The 20,854-nt window shown below is 66.4% G+C and carries 18 protein-coding genes; 14 read left to right on the top strand and 4 right to left on the bottom strand.

Annotated features, from left to right (window positions below; translation table 11 throughout):
• Positions 1-38 precede the first annotated feature (38 nt).
• Complete coding sequence (locus QW868_RS10090; protein ID WP_316230458.1) at positions 39-1,130, bottom strand: YbhN family protein; 1,092 nt, start codon at positions 1,128-1,130, stop codon at positions 39-41.
• A gap of 384 nt (positions 1,131-1,514) precedes the next feature.
• Here QW868_RS10090 and QW868_RS10085 point away from each other — a divergent pair, with 384 nt between their 5' ends.
• Positions 1,515-2,021 (top strand): ferritin-like domain-containing protein, encoded by a 507-nt coding sequence (locus QW868_RS10085; protein ID WP_315777178.1) that lies wholly within the window; start codon positions 1,515-1,517, stop codon positions 2,019-2,021.
• A gap of 74 nt (positions 2,022-2,095) precedes the next feature.
• On the opposite strand, the gene QW868_RS10080 is transcribed toward QW868_RS10085, so the two are convergent.
• Complete coding sequence (locus QW868_RS10080) at positions 2,096-2,530, bottom strand: hypothetical protein (protein WP_315738812.1); 435 nt, start codon at positions 2,528-2,530, stop codon at positions 2,096-2,098.
• Between the two features lie 108 nt (positions 2,531-2,638).
• On the opposite strand from QW868_RS10080, the gene QW868_RS10075 reads away from it, so the two are divergent.
• From QW868_RS10075 to QW868_RS10065, 3 genes are all read left to right on the top strand, one after another.
• Positions 2,639-3,169, top strand: a complete 531-nt coding sequence (locus QW868_RS10075; RefSeq protein ID WP_316230457.1) for a hypothetical protein — start codon at positions 2,639-2,641, stop codon at positions 3,167-3,169.
• Between the two features lie 87 nt (positions 3,170-3,256).
• On the top strand, positions 3,257-3,844 hold the full coding sequence (locus QW868_RS10070; protein ID WP_316230456.1) for a YdcF family protein: 588 nt from the start codon (positions 3,257-3,259) through the stop codon (positions 3,842-3,844).
• A gap of 109 nt (positions 3,845-3,953) precedes the next feature.
• Positions 3,954-4,577 carry a class I SAM-dependent methyltransferase gene (locus QW868_RS10065; protein WP_316230455.1) on the top strand — a complete coding sequence of 208 codons (624 nt, stop codon included), beginning with the start codon at positions 3,954-3,956 and terminating at the stop codon, positions 4,575-4,577.
• Between the two features lie 53 nt (positions 4,578-4,630).
• On the opposite strand, the gene QW868_RS10060 is transcribed toward QW868_RS10065, so the two are convergent.
• Both QW868_RS10060 and QW868_RS10055 read right to left on the bottom strand, forming a co-directional pair.
• Positions 4,631-5,056, bottom strand: a complete 426-nt coding sequence (locus QW868_RS10060; protein ID WP_315712676.1) for a universal stress protein — start codon at positions 5,054-5,056, stop codon at positions 4,631-4,633.
• A 53-nt stretch (positions 5,057-5,109) separates the two neighbouring features.
• Positions 5,110-5,652, bottom strand: coding sequence for a histidine phosphatase family protein (locus QW868_RS10055; protein ID WP_316179103.1), 543 nt, complete (start codon positions 5,650-5,652; stop codon positions 5,110-5,112).
• 105 nt (positions 5,653-5,757) lie between these two features.
• On the opposite strand from QW868_RS10055, the gene QW868_RS10050 reads away from it, so the two are divergent.
• The 10 genes from QW868_RS10050 to QW868_RS10005 form a co-directional block, all read left to right on the top strand.
• Positions 5,758-7,188 carry an FAD-binding oxidoreductase gene (locus QW868_RS10050; RefSeq protein WP_315758325.1) on the top strand — a complete coding sequence of 477 codons (1,431 nt, stop codon included), beginning with the start codon at positions 5,758-5,760 and terminating at the stop codon, positions 7,186-7,188.
• A 97-nt stretch (positions 7,189-7,285) separates the two neighbouring features.
• Positions 7,286-7,789, top strand: coding sequence for a peptide-methionine (R)-S-oxide reductase MsrB (gene msrB / locus QW868_RS10045; RefSeq protein WP_315758324.1), 504 nt, complete (start codon positions 7,286-7,288; stop codon positions 7,787-7,789).
• 296 nt (positions 7,790-8,085) lie between these two features.
• Positions 8,086-9,888, top strand: a complete 1,803-nt coding sequence (locus QW868_RS10040; protein WP_315798879.1) for a flagellar hook-basal body complex protein — start codon at positions 8,086-8,088, stop codon at positions 9,886-9,888.
• 44 nt (positions 9,889-9,932) lie between these two features.
• Positions 9,933-11,795, top strand: a complete 1,863-nt coding sequence (gene flgK / locus QW868_RS10035; protein ID WP_315738802.1) for a flagellar hook-associated protein FlgK — start codon at positions 9,933-9,935, stop codon at positions 11,793-11,795.
• 15 nt (positions 11,796-11,810) lie between these two features.
• Entirely contained in the window at positions 11,811-13,682 is a 1,872-nt protein-coding gene (locus tag QW868_RS10030) for a flagellar protein (RefSeq protein ID WP_316230454.1), read from the top strand.
• A gap of 92 nt (positions 13,683-13,774) precedes the next feature.
• A complete protein-coding gene (locus tag QW868_RS10025; RefSeq protein WP_315738799.1) occupies positions 13,775-14,581 on the top strand; it encodes a hypothetical protein in 807 nt (268 codons plus the stop codon).
• A gap of 11 nt (positions 14,582-14,592) precedes the next feature.
• Positions 14,593-16,221, top strand: coding sequence for a hypothetical protein (locus QW868_RS10020; protein ID WP_316230453.1), 1,629 nt, complete (start codon positions 14,593-14,595; stop codon positions 16,219-16,221).
• A 52-nt stretch (positions 16,222-16,273) separates the two neighbouring features.
• A complete protein-coding gene (locus QW868_RS10015; RefSeq protein WP_316230575.1) occupies positions 16,274-17,464 on the top strand; it encodes a hypothetical protein in 1,191 nt (396 codons plus the stop codon).
• Between the two features lie 68 nt (positions 17,465-17,532).
• Positions 17,533-18,969, top strand: coding sequence for an aspartate aminotransferase family protein (locus tag QW868_RS10010; protein WP_316230574.1), 1,437 nt, complete (start codon positions 17,533-17,535; stop codon positions 18,967-18,969).
• 347 nt (positions 18,970-19,316) lie between these two features.
• Positions 19,317-20,854: flagellin (locus QW868_RS10005; RefSeq protein ID WP_316230452.1), on the top strand; the 1,538-nt coding region annotated here is incomplete at its 3' end.

Here is a 20,854-nt window from a genome sequence, read left to right as displayed (position 1 = left end):
GGATCGAACCGTCGCATCGTCCGCGAGAGAATTGCTGCTCAGCGCTGGGAGTGGCGCTTGATGCGCTGGGGAACCGCGGCAGGGGCCGTGGCGGCGGCGCGCTTGGCGGCGACCTCGTCCTCGCAGCCGGCGTTCAGCCGGCGCCGCTCCTGCCACGGCTTGACGACGTTCATCCAGAGCTCCCTGATGCCCATGATCGAGATCGCGATGGCGAAGGGGATCACGAAATAGAGCACGCGGAAGACGAGCAGGGTGGCCAAGAGCTGCTCGCGGCCGAACTGCGGCAGCGCCACCAGCATGGCGGCATCGAACACGCCGATGCTGCCAGGCGCATGGCTGGCAAAGCCGAGCAGGGTGGCGAGGATGAACACCACCGACAGCGACAGGAAGTCGATCGGAGGATCGGCGGGGACGAGCAGGTACATCGCCAGCGCGCAGAAGCCGAGGTCGACGACGCCGATCAGGATCTGCACCAGCGTGAGCTGCGCGGAAGGCAGCACCACCTTCCAGCCGTTCTGGCCGAGCTGCCGGCGGTTCTTGCCGGCGGTCAGCCAGCCGAGATAGGCGAAGATCGCGCCGAGGATGCCGATCGCGATCAACTGGTTCATCGCCGGGGGTAACTGGTCCATCGCGGTGGCGGCCGCCGGATGCAGGGTCATGCCGATGCCGAGTACGAACAGGTTGCCGAGCCAGAAGGTCAGGCCCGACAGGAAGCAGATCTTGGCGACGTCGATCGCGGACAGGCCGTAGTCCGAATAGATCCGGAACCGGATCGCGCCCCCGGTGAAGACGGTGGCGCCGATGTTGTGGCCGATCGAATAGCTGGTGAAGGCGCTCATCGCTGCGATGCGATAGGGGACGTGTTTCTTGCCAATCGTTCGCAGTGCAAAATAGTCATAGAAGGTCAGCGTGCAGAACGCGCCGATCACACACAAGGCCGCGAGCGCGATGTGACCGAGCGGGATTTCGGTGAGCGCCGTCAGGATGACGCCGGCATCGACGCCCTTGAGTGTGCGCACGAGCGTCGTGATCGCGAAGGCGATGATCGCAAGGCTCGCTGCAATCCCCAGCCGCTTCCAGCCGATCCATTTCTTGAAGCCACGCGAGAGCGTGGTCAGCAGGCGCTGCATTCATCCTCCCGGCGGGGCGCTACTAGTTCTTGGAAAAGAGGCGAAACCATTGGTCGATGGAGGCGGGCAATTCGTGACAGCCTGTTCCTTATGCTAAAATGCGCGCCTTGTGCAGTCCTTGACACAGCTCAGCTCCGACCCATGCGGCGCGGGTCTGTCACACTTCAGTCACATGGCTGGCGACCGCCTCAGTTCGGTCCAATTGGTTACGCGCGCGGTTCACGAGCAAACTTGGCCCTCTGCGACCGGTTCCGGCCGGCAGGGCCGGTTGCGCCGGAACAACCGCCGTGGCCGCCGGTTAGCGCCCCGCGGGCACAGCGAACATGGCGACGATCGGTCGGGGAGGGACCTGCCATGTTTCCGAACCAAGAGGACATGAGGCAAATGGGACTGTTCACCAAGGACATCAAGACGATGAACGATCTGTTCGTTCATCAGCTGCAGGACATCTATTACGCCGAGAACCAGCTCGTCAAAGCGCTGCCAAAGATGGCGGACAAGGCGACGGATCGGAAGCTCAAGCAGGGCTTTCTGACCCATCTCGATGAGACGAAGACGCATGTGACGCGTCTCGAGCAGGTGTTCAAGATGCACGGCATCGCGGCCAAGGCGGTCGACTGTCCGGCGATCGACGGCATCATCGAGGAGGCCGAGGAGGTCGCCGGCGAGGTCGACGACAAGGCGGTGCTGGACGCAGCGCTGATCAACGCCGCCCAGGCGGCCGAGCACTACGAGATCACGCGCTACGGCAGTCTGATCGCCTGGGCCAAGCAGCTCGGCCGCAGCGATTGCGCCGCCGTGCTGCAGAAGACGCTCGACGAGGAGAAGGCGACCGACATGAAGCTGACCAAGCTCGCCGAGAGCGGCGTCAACCTGCGCGCCGCGAGCTGATCGCGTCACCAGTCGATGAGACAAAACGCCGCGCGGACATCCCGCGCGGCGTCGTCGCATCCGGATGCCGCGCGTCAGCTCTTACGCAACGCGAAATTGGCGCCGCAGAACGCCATCAGGGCACCGAGGCAGAGCGCGGCGAGGCCGGCCAGCACACCTGAGGCCGACGGCACCGGGCTCGGGCCGGAGATCGCCTGGCCGATGCCGGCCAGCATCAGTACGCCGACCACGACCAGGAAGTTGCGCATCCGCTGCGGGATCTCGCCCGACACCGCGCTGTGCATGATGTTGGCGATGAAATAGCCCGAGGAGAAGCCGACCGTGGCGATCAGCCACCAGGCGATCGCCGATCCCGCCGGCATGAAGGCGCCGCTCTCGGTCTGCCACAGGCCGCCGAGATCGAGCCCGTAGCGGGCGCCGAGCATGTGCACGGCCAGCGCCAGCAGCACGCCGGCGGCCATCGCTCCGGCCAGGATCAGGTGGCGCGGAAAATAGATCGTTTCGCTCATGCTCCGTTTGTAGGATAAGGCGCGCGCCACACGCAACAGGACCGATCCATTTCCCAGGACATCACCACAGAAGGCCATGACGCGATCCGCTACGCCTACAAGGCGTCGTTGATCGGCGCCGCGCAGCAGTTCGAGCCCACGGGGCAGGGCCTGTCGTGGCGGTTCGCCGGCCGCACCGGCCTGTGGCCGTACGCCGACATCGCCGCGATCCGGCTGTCCTACCGGCCGGTGTCGATGCAGGCGAAGCGTTTTCGTGCCGACATCACCCATCGCGATGGCCGCAGGCTGAGCATCATCTCGACTTCCTGGCAGACGGCGGCGCTGATGGCGCCGCAGAGCGAGGCCTATCGTGCTTTCATCCTCGGCCTGCATGCGCGGCTCGCCTCGAGCGGCAGCAACGCGCGGCTCACGGCCGGCCTCGGCCGCTTCACATATGGCGCGGCGCTCGCCGCGATTGCGCTGTTCGCGGTGGCGATGACCGGGCTTCTGGTGCGTGCGCTCGTCATCGCCGAATGGTCGGGAGCGTTGTTCCTGATCGGCTTCGCGGCGCTGTTCGCCTGGTATGTCGGCGGCTTCATCACCCGCAACAGGCCGCGCAGCTACACGTTCACGGATATTCCCGGCTCGCTGCTGCCGTGATCACGCGGCGTCATCGCCGGTCATCGAATGTGAGCGCGCGACAGCGCCGCTGTCATGCCAGGATGAGCCGACGTTGGGAGAAGAACGATGCAGGATCGCGCGCTGCGCAGACCGGATGACGCCGAGATCGCCGCGGTCAACGCGCGGCATTTCGCCGATACGCCGCTGCGGCCGGCCGATCTCCTGTTCGTGTTCGGGACTCGCGTCGACGAGGAGCTGCGTGCCGAGACGGCGGTGAAGCTGTGGCAGCAGGGCTACTTCCGCCACGCCATCGTCAGCGGCGGGATCACGCCGGGCGCTGATCTTTCGGAGTGTACGCTGATCAAGGCCGCCATGGTGAGCCGCGGCATTCCGGCCGAGCGCATCCTCGAAGAGCACCACGCCACGAATACCGGCGAGAACGTCGCTCTCGCGCTGCCGGTGATCGACGCCGCGCTCGGCCTCGCCAACGTCGGCAGCGTGATCTGCCTCGGCAACAGCTGGACCGCGCGGCGCTACGCGATGACCCTGCAGCGGCACTGGCCCGAAGTGGAGAAGATGCTGCTGACGGTCGATAGCTTCAGCGTACCGCGGCAGTTGTGGCACACCCATCCGGAGTTCCGCCGCCGCGTGCTGAGCGAATGGGACAAGATCGAACCTTATAAGGCGAAGGGCTTCATCGCGGAGTGGCCGTGATCGACTCGGCGCGTGCTCGCACTTCGATGACAACAGCGTCCATCGGGTCTCATGGCAGACTTTGGTGGTCATTCCAGATGGGGCATCTGGCCCCTGCGACGGAGTTTCCATGAACCAAGGTGCAGGCCGTATTGTCGCCCACTACGAGCACCATGCGCTGTCGTGGGACGCCGACCGCCGCGCGGCTGCCTGGACTGACAAGCCTCCCATCGAACGCTTCCTTGCGCTTCTTCGACCGGGCGCGGCCGTGCTCGATCTGGGCTGCGGGGGCGGTGCGCCCGTCGCAGCGCACATTTCCGGACAGGGGTTTTCCGTCACCGGCGTGGACAGCTCGCCGACGATGATCGCACTTTGCCGAACGAGGATGCCGGATCAGGAATGGATCGTCGCCGACATGCGGTCGTGGACCTCAGGGCGGCGATTTGACGGCGTGCTGGCCTGGGACAGCTTCTTCCATCTTGGGCACGATGACCAGCGACGAATGTTTCCAATCTTCGCGGCCTGCATGGCTTCGGGGGGCATTCTGATGTTCAACGCAGGCCCCGCACATGGTGAAGCCATCGGGTCCTATCGCGGCGATCCGCTTTATCATGCGTCTCTCGATCCATCCGAGTACGCGGCGCTGCTTCGCGACAATGGTTTCGAATTGATCGCACATTCGGTTGGCGAGCCAGCGAACGGCGAGCGTAGCTTCTGGCTTGCTCGCGCGGCTGAGGCTGGTCCGACCGTCTGACTCACGGCTCGGTCAAAGCGGTCCGACATGCGAAGATGCGGTGATCTGCCGCCTCACGGCCTCACCACCAGCACCGAGCACTTGGCGTAGCGCACCACGTGCCCCGCGTTGCTGCCGAGGAAGTAGGTGCGCATCGCCGGGCGGTGCGAGGTCATCACGATCAGGTCGGCGTTGACCTTGGCCGCCTCCTCGAGGATCTCGTGATAGATGCCGCCCTGGCGTACCGTGTAGCTGATGCGCTCGGCCGGGATGCCGGATTCGCGCGCCACGATCGACAGAGCTTCCTCGGCGGTCTCGCGCTGCTGCGCATCGAAATCGGCCGGGACGTATTCGGCGAGCATCACCGGCGTCATCGGCATCACGTTGAGCAGATGCACCGTGCCGCTCCAGGTCTGCGCCAGCGTGGCCGCGGTGGCGATGGCCGGCTTGGCGAGGTCGGTGTCGGCCAGATCGATCGGCACCAGAATCGAGTTGAACATCGAAGGTCCTCCTCTCTCTCCGCCGGCATTACGCGCCGGCCCCGACCTGCCTGTCAATCGACCGAGCCGTGCTTGAGCAGTTTCGGCGTGATGAACATCAGCAGGTTGCCGCGGGCGAAGCTCACATCGCCCCAATCGTCGGTGTCGAAATCGAGCACCGCGAGTCCCGCGGTCGGCATGTTGCGCATCAGCTCGTGGCGGGCCTCGGAATCGCCCTCGCCGGTCAGCGCCAGCGCCAGCTCGTGCATGCCGGGATTGTGCCCGACGAGCAGGAGCTGCTTCGGATCGTGCGCTGCCGCAAGGCGGATGTGATACAGGATCTGCATCGGCTCGGCGCCGTAGAGCTCGGGAACGGACTCGACCTGCGGGGCCGGGACACGGTCCTTCATCGCCGCAAGCGCGAGGTCCCAGGTCTGCTGCGCCCGAACCGCGGTCGAGACCAGCACCAGCTCCGGCACCGGCGGGTGGCTGGCGATGAAATCGCCGATCATGGCGGCATCCTGGTGCCCGCGCTCGTCGAGACGGCGGTCCTGGTCGCGGCCGGTCGGCGCGTCAGTCTCGGTCTTGGCGTGGCGCAGCAGCATCAATCGGCGCATGGAATTCCGTCTCGAATCGTTCAGGCTGGGTCAGCCTCTACCACGTCTCTTTATCGCCATTAAAAGCGTCATGACGTCCGGCGCAGGGTTCGCTAAGAAAACGCCATGAGCGAGACTTCCACAAGCATGAACGATGACGCCGATGCCGCAGGTGCACACGGCCGCACCAGGTTGAATTTCGACCTCGACGTCGACGTCTGCGTGGTCGGGGCGGGATTGGCCGGCTTGACGGTGGCGTTGTGCGCGGCCCGGCAGGGGGCGAGCGTCGCGGTGCTGGAAGGTCGCCAAGTCGGATGGAACGCATCCGGTCACATGATCGGCACGGTCATGCCCGGGTTCGACCTGCCGCTGCCGGATCTGATCGAGCGCGTCGGGCTCGCGCATGCGCGGGCGCTGTGGGCGTTGTCCTGGTCCGGCGCCGAGTTCATCCGCGCCCAGGCCACCGAGGCTGCGATGCCGGGCATCGGGCTCAGCGAAGGCGCGCTCGAAGTCTCCAATGTCGATGCCGGCGACGCCTTGATCCGCCGCCTGCAGATGCTGCACGAGGATTTCGACACCGAGGTCGAGGGCTGGCAGGTCGAGCGCGTCAGGACCAAGCTCAAGACCGACCGCTACTTCCATGGCGTCCATTACCCCCGGGCGTTCCAGCTCGATGGCCGGAAGTATGTTCATGCCCTGGCGCGGCTTGCGCACAGGGCCGGGGCGCGGATCTTCGAGGATACGCCGGTGGTCAGCATCGATGCGTCAGGCGTGCGCAAGCGCATCGTGACGCCGTCGGCGCGGATGCGGGCCTCGCACATCGTGCTGGCCGGCAACATCCATCTCGGCGCGCCGCTGCAGAAGCTGTCCGATACGCTGCTGCCGGTGTGGCGTTATGGCGGTGTCACCGCGCCGCTCGGCGAGCGGCTCGCCGAGGCGGTCGCTTTCCAGGGATCGGTCAGCGATACCGACGGCATCGATCATTTTCGCATCGTCGACGGTGACCGGCTGATGTGGGCGAGCCCGGAGACGACCTGGGACGCCCGGCCCAGCGGATTTGCCGCGGCGTTGCAGCGCCGGATCCGGACGGTGTTCCCGCAGCTCGGCCGCGTCGAGATCGCCGAGACCTTCGGCGGCGTGACCGGCCAGACCGTGCATGGCATGCCGCAGATCGGCCAGCTTCGCAAAGGGCTGTGGGTCGCGAGCGGCTTCGGCCGGCAGGGGCTCAACACCTCGGCGATGGCCGGGCAGCTGATCGCGCAGGCGATCCTCGCCGGCGACGACCGCTGGAAGCTGTTCTCGCCGTTCGAGCTGGTTTGGGCCGGCGGCGTCAGCGGCCGGGTCGCCGGCCACGTGGTCAATCTCTGGATCCGTGGCCGCGCCGCCGCGGCCGGGACGCTGGCGCGGCACCGCGAGCGCGTACGCGCGCAGGAGCGTGTGCGCGAGATCAGGGCGGCCGAAGCGCGGCGCCGGGCAGCCGAGCGTCCCGGCTCGCGGCTGCCGTTGCGGCCGCAGCCATCCGATCTGAACCGCCGTCCCGACGCCGGGGAGGGCTGACCCCTCGCAAGAAAGTGAGCCGTCGCGCCCGCGCCTGACGTAACTTCGCGGGATCCCATCCGTAGATCCGGTAACCCATCGCCGCACGGAGACATCCATGATCGACCGCCGTCTGATGTTCACCACCGCCGCCGGCCTGTTCGGCTTCGCTGCCTTGCGCTGGCTCGGCGGCTCCGCGCCGGCCCGTGCCGCCGAGAAGTTCGAGATCGAGAAGACCGAGGCCGAGTGGCGCGCGCAATTGACGCCGCAGCAGTACGAGATCCTGCGCGAGGAGGGCACCGAGCGGCCCTGGACCAGCCCGCTGCTGAAGGAGCACCGCAAGGGCACCTTCGCCTGCGCCGGCTGCGACCTGCCGCTGTTCTCCTCCGAGACCAAGTTCGACAGCGGCACCGGCTGGCCGAGCTTCTTCAAGCCGCTCGACAATGCCGTGGCGACGCGCCAGGACAAGACCTACGGCATGGTCCGCACCGAGGTGCATTGCCGCCGCTGCGGCGGCCATCTCGGCCACGTGTTCGACGACGGCCCCAAGCCGACCGGCCTGCGCTACTGCATGGACGGGCTGTCGCTCACGTTCCATCCGGCAAATCCGTCATCGACCTGACAGGAATTTGCGCCCGGATTGTCCGGCCCGTCCGTTCAAGGCTCAGATGGGGGTCTTCAGGACGCGCCGGCAGCCGCGACGAGCGGTCGAGCCGGAGCGCGATTTGGCGCGTCCGGCCCGGCAAGAACTGCCGGCTCGGCAATTGTTCACCAGTTTTGACGCCGCTCTTTTTACGTTGCTATTTTCCAACCTGCTGATTTCACAGCATTTTCACATCTGGCACAGCGATTGCGACAGCTCTCCACGAAACGCGGTGCGGGCCGACCCGCCACCGGCATCACAGTGGAGAGATTGGTATGGGTATCTTCGACGCGATGAACACTTCGGTGAGCGGTCTGTCCGCTCAATCATTCGCGCTGCAGAACATTTCCGGTAACATCGCGAACGCGTCGACCGTCGGCTACAAGGGCATCGGCACCAGCTTCGAAGACCTCATCCCGAACGCCACCAACCCCACGCGCCAGAATGCCGGCGGCGTCACCGCCTTCGCCAAGGCCACCATCACCACCCAGGGCACCGTCTCGACGTCCTCCGTCGCCACCAACATGGCGATCAACGGCGATGGCTTCTTCAACGTGCAGAAGGCCTCCTCGGTCGTCGACAACGTGCCGGTCTTCACCGGCGTCACTAACTACACCCGCCGCGGCGACTTCCAGCTCAACGCCAACGGCAACCTGATCAACGGCGCCGGCTATTACCTGATGGGCGTCGCGGTCGATCCGAAGACCGGCAACGCCACCGGCAACGTGCCGACCGTGCTGCAATTCGCCAACAACTTCGTGCCGGCGCAGGCGACCACCGCGATCCAGTACGCCGCCAACCTGCCGACGCAGCCGAAGACCGCCGCGAGCGGCAACGCTGCGACCGGCACGCTGGTCGCGGCCGGCGGCCTCAACTCGGCCGATCTCTCCAACGTGCCGCTGCCGGTCGGCACCAACTTCTATGCCGACTCCACCGTGACCGGCGCCACCGCCATGAACAAGGTCCCGGCGCAGATCACGACCTCGACATTGTTGAGCGGAGCCAGCGGCGACTCGATCTCGAGCAACTTCACCGCCGGCGACACCATCACCCTGACCGGCAGCGCCGGCGACGTCGTCACCTTCACCTTCGTCGCCTCCGGCGCCTCGGGTACCCAGATCAATGTCGGCGACTCCGTCGGCACGCTGTTGGCGAAGATCGCGACCGTCACCGGCGTGCAGCCGACCATCACCGCCGGCAAGATCACGCTGCATTCCGGCAGCGGCGAGGACTGGAACTTGAGCAGTGCCTCCCCAGGTTTCACCGCGCTCGGCCTCACGTCACCCGTGGCGCTGACGCGCACGTCGAGTCCCGGCACCGGCATCGTGATCGGCAACGATCTCACCAACTTCAACAACGAGACGATCTCGGGCGGCGCGGTCACGGCCTACAACTCGTCGGGCACGCCGGTGAACGTGCAGCTGCGCTGGGGCAAGGTCGACAGCTCGACGCTCGGCACGGGCCACAAGGACACCTGGAACCTGTTCTACCAGACCGACTCGAACGCGACCGGCTCGACGGTGGCGTGGCAGAACGTCGGCACCAACTTCCAGTTCGCCTCCGACGGCTCGCTGGTGTCGCCGACGACCTCCAACATCTCCATTCCCAACGTCGTGGTCGACGGCACCACGCTCGGCACCGTCAGCCTCAACATCTCCTCGGGCGCGCTGACACAATATGCGAGCACGATCGGCTCGGCGACCATCAACCAGATCAATCAGAACGGCTTCGCCGCCGGCCAGCTGCAGTCGGTCGCCGTCAACAATAGCGGCGTCGTCACCGGCACCTTCTCCAACGGCCAGACCATCAACCTGGCGCAGGTCACGCTGTCGCACTTCAACGGCACCAACTACCTGAAGGCGCTCGACGGCGGCGCCTATGAGGCGACCGACCAGTCCGGCCAGGCCATCATCGGCGCGACCGGCAAGATCTCGGGCGGCTCGCTGGAAGGCTCCAACACCGACATTGCCGACGAGTTCACCAAGCTGATCGTGACCCAGCAGGCCTATTCGGCCAACACCAAGGTGATCACGACGGCCAATTCGATGGTGCAGGATCTTCTGAACGTGCTGCGCTGATCGCGCTGAGACGTGGCAGTTGAATTGACACAAGGCTACCGAACATGGGTTTGAGTTCTGCCCTCGCCACCGCGATGTCCGGCCTGCGTTCGACGCAGGCCGCGCTCTCGATCATCTCCTCGAACGTCGCCAACGCGAACACGCCCGGCTATGTCGCGCAGAACCCGAACCAGATCGAGGTCGCCAGCGGCGGCTTCGGCTCGACGGTGACGACGACGGGCGTCAACCGTCAGCTCGATTTGTTCGTCCAGAACCAGCTCCGCACCGAGACCTCGGGCGGGACCTATGCCAATCAGATGGCCAACATCCTGGGGCAGCTGCAAACCGTGTACGGTACGCCCGGCGGCAGCGGCACGCTCGAGACGGCGCTGAACAATTTCACGACGGCGCTGCAGTCGCTGTCGAACAATCCGAGCAACCAGTCGGCGCAGTCGGTGGCGCTGTCGGCGGCGCAGGGCGTGGCGCTGCAGCTCAACGCGACCACCAAGGGCATCCAGACCCTGCGCACCAATGTGGAGCAGGACATCGGCAATTCGGTCACGCAGGCGAATGCCGCGATCAAGCAGATCGCGACGCTGAACATGCAGCTGCAGGGGCTCAGCCCATCCGACCCGCTGTCGGCGACGTTGCAGGACCAGCGTGACAACGCCATCGACACGCTGTCCAAATACGTCGACATCCGTGTCGTCTCGGATGCGACCAACGGCACGAGCGTGTTCACCAATTCCGGCATCCAGCTGGTCGGCGCGGGCCTCAGCTCGGAGTTCACCTTCTCGTCGCCGGGGACGCTCGACGCCACCTCGCTCTACAGCAGCGATCCGACCAAGACCGGCGTCGGGCAGCTCAACATCAAGCTGTCGAATGGCGTATCGCTCGACGTCGTGTCGAACAATCTCCTGAACTCGGGGCAGATCGCGGCCGATCTCAAGCTGCGCGACCAGACCCTGGTGCAGGCGCAGACCCAGGTCGACCAGCTCGCGGCGACGATGGCCTCGGCGCTGTCCGACAAGACCACGGCGGGCACCGCGGTGACCGGTCCGCCGGCCGGCTTCGACGTCTCGACCACCGGGCTGCTGGCGGGCAATACCATCAATCTGACCTACACGGATTCGAGCAACGTCCAGCGCCAGGTCAAGATCGTCAACGTCAACGATCCAGCGGCGCTGCCGCTACGGAATGCCACCGGTGCCAACCCGTCCTATGTCGGCGTCGACTTCTCGCTCGGCATGGCCTCGGTGGTGTCGCAGCTCAACAGCGCGCTCGGTGGCGCGCATCTGCAGTTTGCCAATCCATCCGGCACCACGCTGCGCATCACCGATGACGGCACAAGCCAGGCGACGGTCAAGGCGGCCTCGGCCACCACCACGGTGCAGACGCTCGCCAGCGGCAACGCGCAACTGCCGGTCTTCACCGACGGCGGCGCGCTCTACACCGGTGCGATCACCTCGACCGGCTCGCAGATGACGGGTCTCGCCGGGCGGCTCAACGTCAATCCGGCGCTGCTGAACGATCCGACCAAGCTGTCGACCTATTCGACCTCGCCGCAGACCGCGGCCGGCGACCCGACGCGGCCGGACTTCCTGTTCGCGCAGCTCACCTCGGCGACCTTCAGCTACTCGCCAACCACCGGCCTTGGCTCGGCGGCGCAGCCGTTCCAGGGCACGGTGTCCGGCTATCTGCAGCAGTTCGTCAGCCAGCAGGGCAGTGCCTCGACGCTGGCGACCCAGCTCAGCCAGGGCCAGAGCGTCGTGGTCAGCACGCTGAAGGAGAAGTTCCAGAGCACGGCGGGGGTCAACATGGACAGCGAGATGTCCAACCTGATCCAGGTCCAGAACACCTATGCGGCCAACGCCCATATCATGTCGGTCGTGCAAAGCATGATGCAGAGCCTGCTCCAGGCATTTTAGTGAGGCGCGTGTAAGATGTCGATCAGCAGTGTCAATTACGGAAATTCCCTGCTCGGCCTGTCCGTGCGGAACATCTCCAACCAGCTCGCGGACCTTTCCACGCAGCTCTCGAGCGGCGTCAAGGCGAACAACTACGCCGGCATGGGGCCCGACGAGGGGTTCGCGATCGCGGCGCGAGCGCAGCTCTCGAACATCTCGGCCTTCACGCTGACGATGACCCACGTCAATACCGTGATCGGCGCGGTCAATACCTCGCTGCAGTCGCTGTCCAAGATTCATGACCAGGTCCAGAGCGGCGCCTCGGCGACGCCGCAGAACCTGACCAGCACGGGCCAGACCACGGGACAGTTGACGGCGCTGTCCAACCTGTCGGCCATCACTGGCATCCTCAACACCCAGGTCGGCGATCGCTACATTTTCTCCGGCAGCGCCACCGACCGGCCGGCGATCGCGTCGGCCGACGACATCCTGAACGGCACCACGACGCAGGCAGGCCTGAAGCAGGTCATCGCCGAGCGGCAGCAGGCCGATCTCGGGCTCAACGGTCTCGGGCGTCTCAACCTTTCGGCGTCGGCCACGATGCCGATCACGCTGGCGGAGGACGTCGCCGGCTCGCCGTTCGGTTTCAAGCTGAGCGGCGTGACTTCGTCGCTCACCAACGCCACGGTGACCGGACCGTCCGGCTCGCCTGCGGGCATTTCGGTCGACCTCACGGCGGGCAATCCGAATGCGGGCGACCAGATCAGCTTCACCTTCAAGCTGCCCGACGGCACCTCGGAATCGATCAAGCTGACGGCGTCGACCACGACGCCGGCGCCGACCAATACGTTCGCCATCGGTGCGACGCCGGCGGCCACCTCCGCCAATCTCAACGCGGCGCTCAACACGGCGCTGTCGACCCTGGCCAACACCTCGCTGACCGCCGCCTCGGCAATCGTCGCCGGCGACAACTTCTTCAACACGGCGAGCTCCGTGTCGGGAACGGCCGTCAACAACAAGGCTACGACGCCCGCGCCGATCACCGGGGCGACGCTGCTGTCGGGCCCGGCAAATAGCGACTCCCTCGCGACCAATTTCACCGCCGGCGATACCATCACCGTGAACGGGCAGACGCTGACCTTCGTCGCCTCCGGTGCCAACGGCAACAACCAGATCAACGTCGGCGACAGCGTGCAGACGCTGCTGTCGAAGATCGACACGCTCAGTGGTACGTCGAAGCCGTCGACGATCAGCGGCGGCGTGATCACCTTGCGCACCGACGACGCCGCCAGCTTCTCGGTGTCGAGCTCGAACGCGGGTGCGTTCGCGGCGTTGGGCTTCTCCGGCACGGTGACGGCGGCGACGCCGCCCTTGCGCGTCTCCGGCTCGCCGCTGGGGTCGGCGACCAGCCTCGTCAACGGGTCGGCCAACACCGTCGCCTGGTACACCGGCAACAGCGGTCCCGGCTCGGCGCGGTCGAGCGCGACCATCCGCATCGACACCGCGCAGAGCATTCAGTTCGGTGCCCAGGGCAACGAGTTCGCGATCCGCAACCTCGTGCAGCAGACCGCGGTCTACGCCGCCGTCAACACGCCGCCGGCGGGAGCGAATGCGCCGCAGCAGATCGGCGCGCTCAGCCAGCGCATCGCCGCCAACCTGACGCCGCAGCTCGGTCAGCAGTCGATCTCGGACATCCAGACCGATTTCGCCAACGCCCAGACCACGATGAAAGACGCCACGGCGCGTCAGACCCAGGCCAAGGCCGCGATGCAGAGCATGGTCGACCAGACCGAGGGCATCTCGCAGCAGGAGGTGGCGAGCCAGATCCTGCAGCTGCAGACCAACCTCCAGGCGTCCTACCAGACGACGGCGATGCTGGCCCAGCTCACGCTCGTGAAATATCTGTAGCGCCCCGGGGGCGGCGGTTAGGTTTTCGTTAACCACGTCTCTTTAGCTTTTGTTCAGATCTGGGGCGAGAGCCTCTTTGTCTGGAGGCGGACGTGAGTGACGGAACCGACGAGCGCATTCACCTGGTGATCGCGACACCATGCTTCGGCGGCCAGGTGTCGAGCATCTATGCGAGCTCGATCTTCGCCCTGCAGCGCGAGTTGCGCGCCACCTCGAACGTCGACCTGACCGTCCACATGCGCGACGGTGATGCGCTGATCACCCGGGCGAGGGCGAATCTGGTCACCCTGTTCCTCAATGATCCCTCGGCCACGCATCTGTTGTTCGTCGATGCGGATATCGGCTTCACGCCAAGGCAGGTGTTCCGGCTGATCGAGTCCGGCGGCGACATGGTCGCCGGTGTCTATCCGGTCAAGAAGGTCAATTGGAACAAGGCACGCCGCGCCATCAACGACAACCGGATGGACGTGCCGGCGGCGTCGCTCGATTACGTGCTGGAGATCGACAATCCGGATCACGTCGCGGTGGTCAACGGCTTCACCCGCGTGCGCTATGCCGGCACCGGCTTCCTGATGATCCGCCGCCGCGTCGTTGAGGCAATGATCGCGCACCCGGCCTACGCGCCGCTGCAGTTCTTCCGCGAGCATTCGCAGGACGCGCTGGCCGGCTGCCCGAACCGCTTCGCGCTGTTCGAATGCATGATCGATCCTGAGACGGGCACCTATCTCAGCGAGGATTTCGCGTTCTGCAGGCGATGGACCGATCTCGGCGGTGAGATCTGGGCCGATCTCGACAGCCGGCTCGATCATGTTGGTCCGTCCGTGTTCCACGGCAATGTCGCCTCGCAATTCGCGTCGGCGGTGGCGGTTCCTACCGCTGCCGCGGCCGACGCAGCCTGATGATCCGCACGATGACCCCGGCGGCAACCCGGTCGCACATCTCTCAGCCATCCCCGATCGACCGGCGCGAGCAGGGCGCCGCGACCGGACTGCGTGATCTGTTTGCCTTGCTCGGCGATCTCCTGATCGACGGCGGCGACACCCGCCTGGCGCTCGATCGCCCCTGGGGCCGCAACGTCTATGGCTGCGGGCCGTCGCCCGAACCCGATGTGCTGTGCTTCGCATCGAGCACGGCCTCGCCGATTTCGGAACGCGCCTATGCGCGTGTCGAGCTGGCGCGCGAGCAACTGATGCATGCGGCGATCTCGCTCGGCCTCGACGCGGCGCTCGACCGGCGCACCGAGGAGATGCGCTGCGAATTGCGTGGATATCTCGGCCTTGCCGACGAGGTCGACATCGTGTTCTCGCCGTCCGGCACCGACTCGCAACTGCATGCGCTGGCGCTCGTGCGGGCGGTGCTGGGTGAGGCCGTCACGAGCATCGTCGTCGGCGGCGACCAGACCGGCAGCGGCACCGCCACGAGCGCCCGGGGACACCATTTCAGCACGCGGACGGCCAATGGTCTGACGGTGCGAATGAACACTCCGATCGACGGGCTTTCGGGCGACGCCGTGTCGCTGCCGCTGCTCGACGGCGCATCGATGCAGCCGCGCGCTGATATCGACGCCGAGGTGCTCGACAGCGTCGAGGCGCTGGTGCGGAACGGCCGTAGCGTCCTGCTGCAGGTCATGGATTCCTCCAAGCTCGGCTGGCGCGCGCCGGACATGGCCTGCCTGGACGAGGTGGCGCGGCGCTGGCCGGGGCGCGTCCAGGTCGTCGTCGATGCCTGCCAGATGCGGCTCGGCGCGGCGCGGCTGCGCGATCATCTCGAGCGCGGCCACTTGGTGCTCGTCACGGGCTCGAAGTTCTTCGGCGGTCCCGCCTTCAGCGGCGCGCTGCTGGTGCCCGCGGCCGCAGCGGCTGCGCTGCGCAGCGGGCATCCGATCGCGCCCGGCCTGTTCGACTACGTCAATCGCAGCGATTGGCCGCTCGCCTGGACAGATCTGCGCGCGCGCACGGCGCCGCGCGCCAATATCGGCCAATGGCTGCGCTGGGAAGCCGCGCTGGCGGAGATCGCGGCGTATCACGCCGTGCCCGAGACGTTCCGTCGGATGGCGATCCGGCAGCTCGGCGAGTCGATCGAAAGCCTGCTGATGCTGTCGCCGGTGCTGCGTCCGATCATCACCCGCGCCCCCGCGCAGGGTGGGAGCGATGGCGAATTCGGCTTTCCCACCATCTTCCCGTTCGCGCTCCAGCGCGATGGCGGACCGCTCGGCCTCGGTGAGACGCAGGCGGTGTATCGCGCGCTGCAGCGCGACCTCGGCAGCCGCTTCACTGGACGCGCGGCCGAGGTTGCCGCGCGCCAGTGCCTGATCGGCCAGCCGGTGCGGATCGAACGCGCGCGCGAGGCGCCGACGGCCGCGCTGCGGCTGTGCATCGGCGCGCGCCAGGTGACGGACGCGTGGTGCGACGACGTCACCGCCGCCCGGGTCAATCTCGAATCCGACATCGACCGCATCGCCGACATCGTCGCCAAAACAGAGCTGCTCGTATCGGATCTGAGCAGCCAGGATCTCAGGGACATCTGCAATGCCGACTGATTTGCTCGCGCTGGCCGAGGCCAGCGGCGCAGGATATGCCGACCGGATCGGCATGGCCAAGCTCGCCAAGGCCGCCTTCGACGGCCAGGACCTGAAACCGATGTGGGCCGCCTTGCTCGCCAAGCTGCTCGACGGCCGCGCGCAGCCGGGCGAGGGGCTCGATCTCGCGCTGATCGCGCAGCTCATCGGCGAGAAATCGTCCGGGCTCGCGATCCAGTACGACGTTCTGCAGTCGCAGCAGCTCTACCGCGTTGCCAGCAACAGTGCGACGCCGCGGCTGCGCGTGCTCGCGCTCGCCGCGGCCACCGACATGGGCAGCAACACGCCGATCGAGTTCCTGCTCGAGGACAGCGACATCGAGCTGCTGCTGCTCTATGTCGTTCCGGGCGCGGATCTGCTGGCGCCTTTGCCCGCTCATGACGTCGCCATCGTCATCGCCTCCGATTCCGAGGATTGTCAGCACGCGCTGCGCGAGATCGATGCCGTCGCGGCGCGCTGGCCGCGTCCGCTGCTGAATCCGCCGGAGCGGATCTGGCATCTCGATCGCGACAAGCTGCATGCGCTGCTGGCCGGCATCGACGGGCTCACCATTCCGGCGACCATCCCCGTCGACCGCGAGCGTCTGATCGAGATCGCCGACGAGCGCGAATGGATCACGGACGTCGACCACTCGGTCGCCTTCCCGGTCATTGTCCGGCCGCGCGGCTCGCATGCCGGCGTCGGCCTCGAGAAGATCGATGAGCCGCTCGAGCTGTCGCTCTATCTCGACGAGCGCGACGAGCAGGAGTTCTTCGTCTCGCGCTTCGTCGACTATGCCAGCGAGGACGGCCAGTTCCGCAAGTACCGCATCGTGTTCGTCGATGGCACGGCCTACGCCTGCCACATGGCGATCGCGCGGCGCTGGGACATCTGGTACCTCAACGCCAACATGGCCGGCAGCGAGAGCAAGCGCCTCGAAGAGGCGACCTTCATGCAGACCTTCGATATCGGCTTCGGCCGCCGTCACCGCAGCGTGCTCGATGCGATCGCCGCGCGCGTCGGCCTCGATTATTTCATTATCGACTGCGCCGAGACCAGGGACGGCGCGCTGCTGGTGTTCGAGGCCGACAACACGGCCGTCGTCCACAACATGGATTCGCCGGAGGTCTTCCCCTACAAGCCGCCGCAGATGCAGAAGATCTTCGCGGCCTTCGCGGCCATGATCGACAAGCGCGCCGCGTCGCGGGCGGAGCAGGCGGCGTGACCGCCGGGCTGCGCATCGATCCAGCATCGCGGACGGCGGAGACGCTCGATCCGCAACATTGGGACGAGATGCGCGCGCTCGGTCATCGCATGCTCGATGACATGATCGACTATGTCGCTGATATCCGCGACCGGCCGGTATGGCAGCCGATGTCGCCTGCGACGCGGCAGAGCTTTCTCAGCGCGCTGCCGCATGCGCCGACGGATCTCGCCGAGGTCTATCGCGATTTCGGCGAGCTCGTCGTTCCCTACGCGACCGGCAACGTGCATCCCGGCTTCATGGGCTGGGTGCATGGCGGCGGCACCGTGGTCGGCATGCTCGCCGAGATGCTGGCTGCCGGACTGAACGCCAATCTCGGCGGCCGCGACCACGCGCCGATCGAGATCGAGCGGCAGGTCGTCGACTGGATGCGCCAGCTGTTCGACTTTCCGGCAAGCGCGAGCGGCATCTTCGTCACCGGCACGTCGATGGCGAACCTGATGGCGGTGCTGGTGGCGCGCCGCTCCGCGCTCGGCGCGTCGGTTCGCACGCTGGGCCTCGGTGACGACGGCCGGCGCTTGCGCGCCTACACCTCGAGAGCCGCGCATGGCTGCATCGCCAAGGCGATGGACATCTGCGGACTGGGCAGCGACGCGCTCGGCTGCATCGCGGTGGATGCCGCACATCGCATCGAGGTCGGCGAGCTGCGGACCGCGATCGCGCGTGATCGCGCCGCGGGACTGCATCCGTTTCTTGTCGTCGCCTCCGCTGGCACCGTCGATATCGGCGCCATCGACGACCTCGCTGATATTGCCGAGCTCTGTCGTGCCGAGGGGCTCTGGTTTCACGTCGACGGCGCCTTCGGTGCGCTCGCGATGCTGTCCCCGGAGCTCGCACCGAAGCTCGCCGGCATCGAGCAGGCGGATTCGATTGCGCTGGATTTTCACAAATGGGGGCAGGTGCCCTACGATGCGGGCTTCCTGCTGGTGCGCGATGGCGCCAAGCATCGCGACGCCTTCGCCTCGCCGGCCGCCTATCTGCGCCGCGAAACCCGTGGTCTCGCGGCGGGCACCGAGTGGCCCTGCGATCTCGGTCCTGATCTGTCGCGCGGCTTCCGGGCGCTGAAGACCTGGTTCACGCTGAGGACGTTCGGCACGGACGCGCTCGGCGCCGTGATCGCGCGAAGCTGCGAGCTCGCGCGCCATCTGGAGGCGCGGGTGCGCGCCGAGCCCGAGCTCGAGCTGTTGGCGCCGGTCAATCTCAACATCGTCTGCTTCCGCTATCGTGCCGACGATGCCGATGCGCTCAACGGCGAGATCGTCGCCGACATCCACGAATCCGGCCTCGCCGCGCCGTCGACCACGATGCTCGACGGACGGCTGGCGATCCGTGCCGCGATCGTCAATCATCGTACCGGGACGAGCGACATCGACCGGCTGATTGCGGCGGTCCTCATGTTCGGCCGCCAGCGCGCGGCCGGTCTCACGCCGTTGATCGAGGTCGATGCGCCGCCGCTGGCGCTCTGAGCGCAAACCGCATCTCGGCGTCGTCCGCTGGTCGATGACGACCGCCGGCAGAATGTCGCCGCGCGTGTCGAAACCTTTCCAAAGGTGGTTGACGCGTTGTGAACGACGGGCGCGTTTGTTGAATCAACGAGCCTTTTCAAAGGGCGTTCTTGCGCGATGACGCGGCAATGAGCCGCGCCGATGCGCCTGTTCCGCTGATTGAGGCGGCTGCGCACCACAGCCCTTCAGCGTTTGTTAGCCACTGCCATTCACCGTGACGCCCGTCGTCCGGGGTCGTTCAAATCGACCTGGGCTGCACCCTGATCTCGAAGGGATCGGGGTTTATTTCACACCAGAAGGGTATGAAAATGTCAGGTATCGTCCTCTCGGCGTCGGTGCGCCAGAATCTGCTGTCGCTTCAGTCGACGGCTCAGCTCCTCGCCACCACCCAGAACAATCTCTCCACGGGCAAGAAGGTCAACTCGGCGCTCGACAATCCGACCAACTTCTTCACCGCCCAGGGTCTCGACAACCGCGCTTCCGACATCTCCAATCTGCTCGACGGCATCGGCAACGGCGTGCAGGTGCTGCAGGCCGCCAACACCGGCATCACCTCGCTGCAGAAGCTCGTCGACAGCGCCAAGTCGATCGCCAACCAGGTGCTGCAGAGCGCGGTGGGCTACTCCACCAAGTCGAATGTCACCTCCGCGGCTCTGACCGGGGCGAGCGCCACCGACCTGCTCGGCTCCAGCTCGACGGCTGTGACCGGTTCGGTCGTGCAGAACGACAACACCACCCCGGCGGCGATCACCGGCTCGACCAAGCTGTCGGGCACGGCGGGCACCGCGTCGAACAACCTCGCCACCGGCATCACCTCCGGTGAGACGCTGGTCGTCAACGGCACCACCTTCACCTTCGTCACCGGCACCTCCTCGTCCGGCACCAACATCGGCATCGGCGACAGCGTCAGCAACCTGCTGTCGGCGATCCAGACCCAGACCGGCGTGACCTCGTCGATCACCGCGGGTGCGATCACCCTGACGCCGCCGGCGGCGGGATTGACGCTCTCGGGCAGCACCGGCACCTTGGGCAAGCTCGGGCTGACTGCCGTCGGCGACGGCTTGTCGGGTCAGACCTTGACGGTCGGCGCCACAGGAGGTGGCACCGCGACCAGCATCACGTTCGGTCTAGGGACAGGGCAGGTCAAGTCGCTGAACGATCTCAACGCCAAGCTCGCAGCCAACAACCTGCAGGCCTCGATCGATTCGTCGACCGGCAAGATCACCCTCAGCACGACCAACGACGCGGCTTCGGCGACGATCGGCGCGATCGGTGGTACGTCGGCCGCATCCAGCCAGGCCTTCAACGGCCTGACGGCGGCGGCTCCGGTGGCGGATGCGACCGCGCAGACGCAGCGCGCGAGCCTGGTCTCGCAGTACAACAACGTGTTGGCGCAGATCAACACGACCGCGAGCGATGCGTCGTTCAACGGCGTCAACCTGCTGAACGGCGACACGCTGAAGCTGACCTTCAACGAGAACGGCAAGTCGACGCTGTCGATCACTGGTGTCACGTTCAACTCGGCGGGCCTCGGCCTCTCGACGTTGACCTCGGGCACCGACTTCCTCGACAACAGCTCGGCGAACAAGGTCATCGGCGTGCTCACCACCGCGAGCTCCACGCTGCGCAACGAGGCCTCGACGCTGGGTTCGAACCTCTCGGTCGTGCAGGTTCGTCAGGACTTCAACAAGAACCTGATCAACGTGCTGCAGACCGGCTCGTCGAACCTGACGCTGGCCGACACCAACGAGGAAGCGGCCAACAGCCAGGCGCTGTCGACCCGCCAGTCGATCGCGGTGTCCGCGCTGTCGCTCGCCAACCAGTCGCAGGCGAGCGTGCTGCAGCT

Source organism: Bradyrhizobium sp. SZCCHNR1051 (assembly GCF_032489615.1).
Taxonomy (GTDB): Bacteria; Pseudomonadota; Alphaproteobacteria; order Rhizobiales; family Xanthobacteraceae; genus Bradyrhizobium.
Note: the sequence above shows the minus strand (reverse complement) of the source record. Positions and strands in the feature narration are given on the sequence as shown.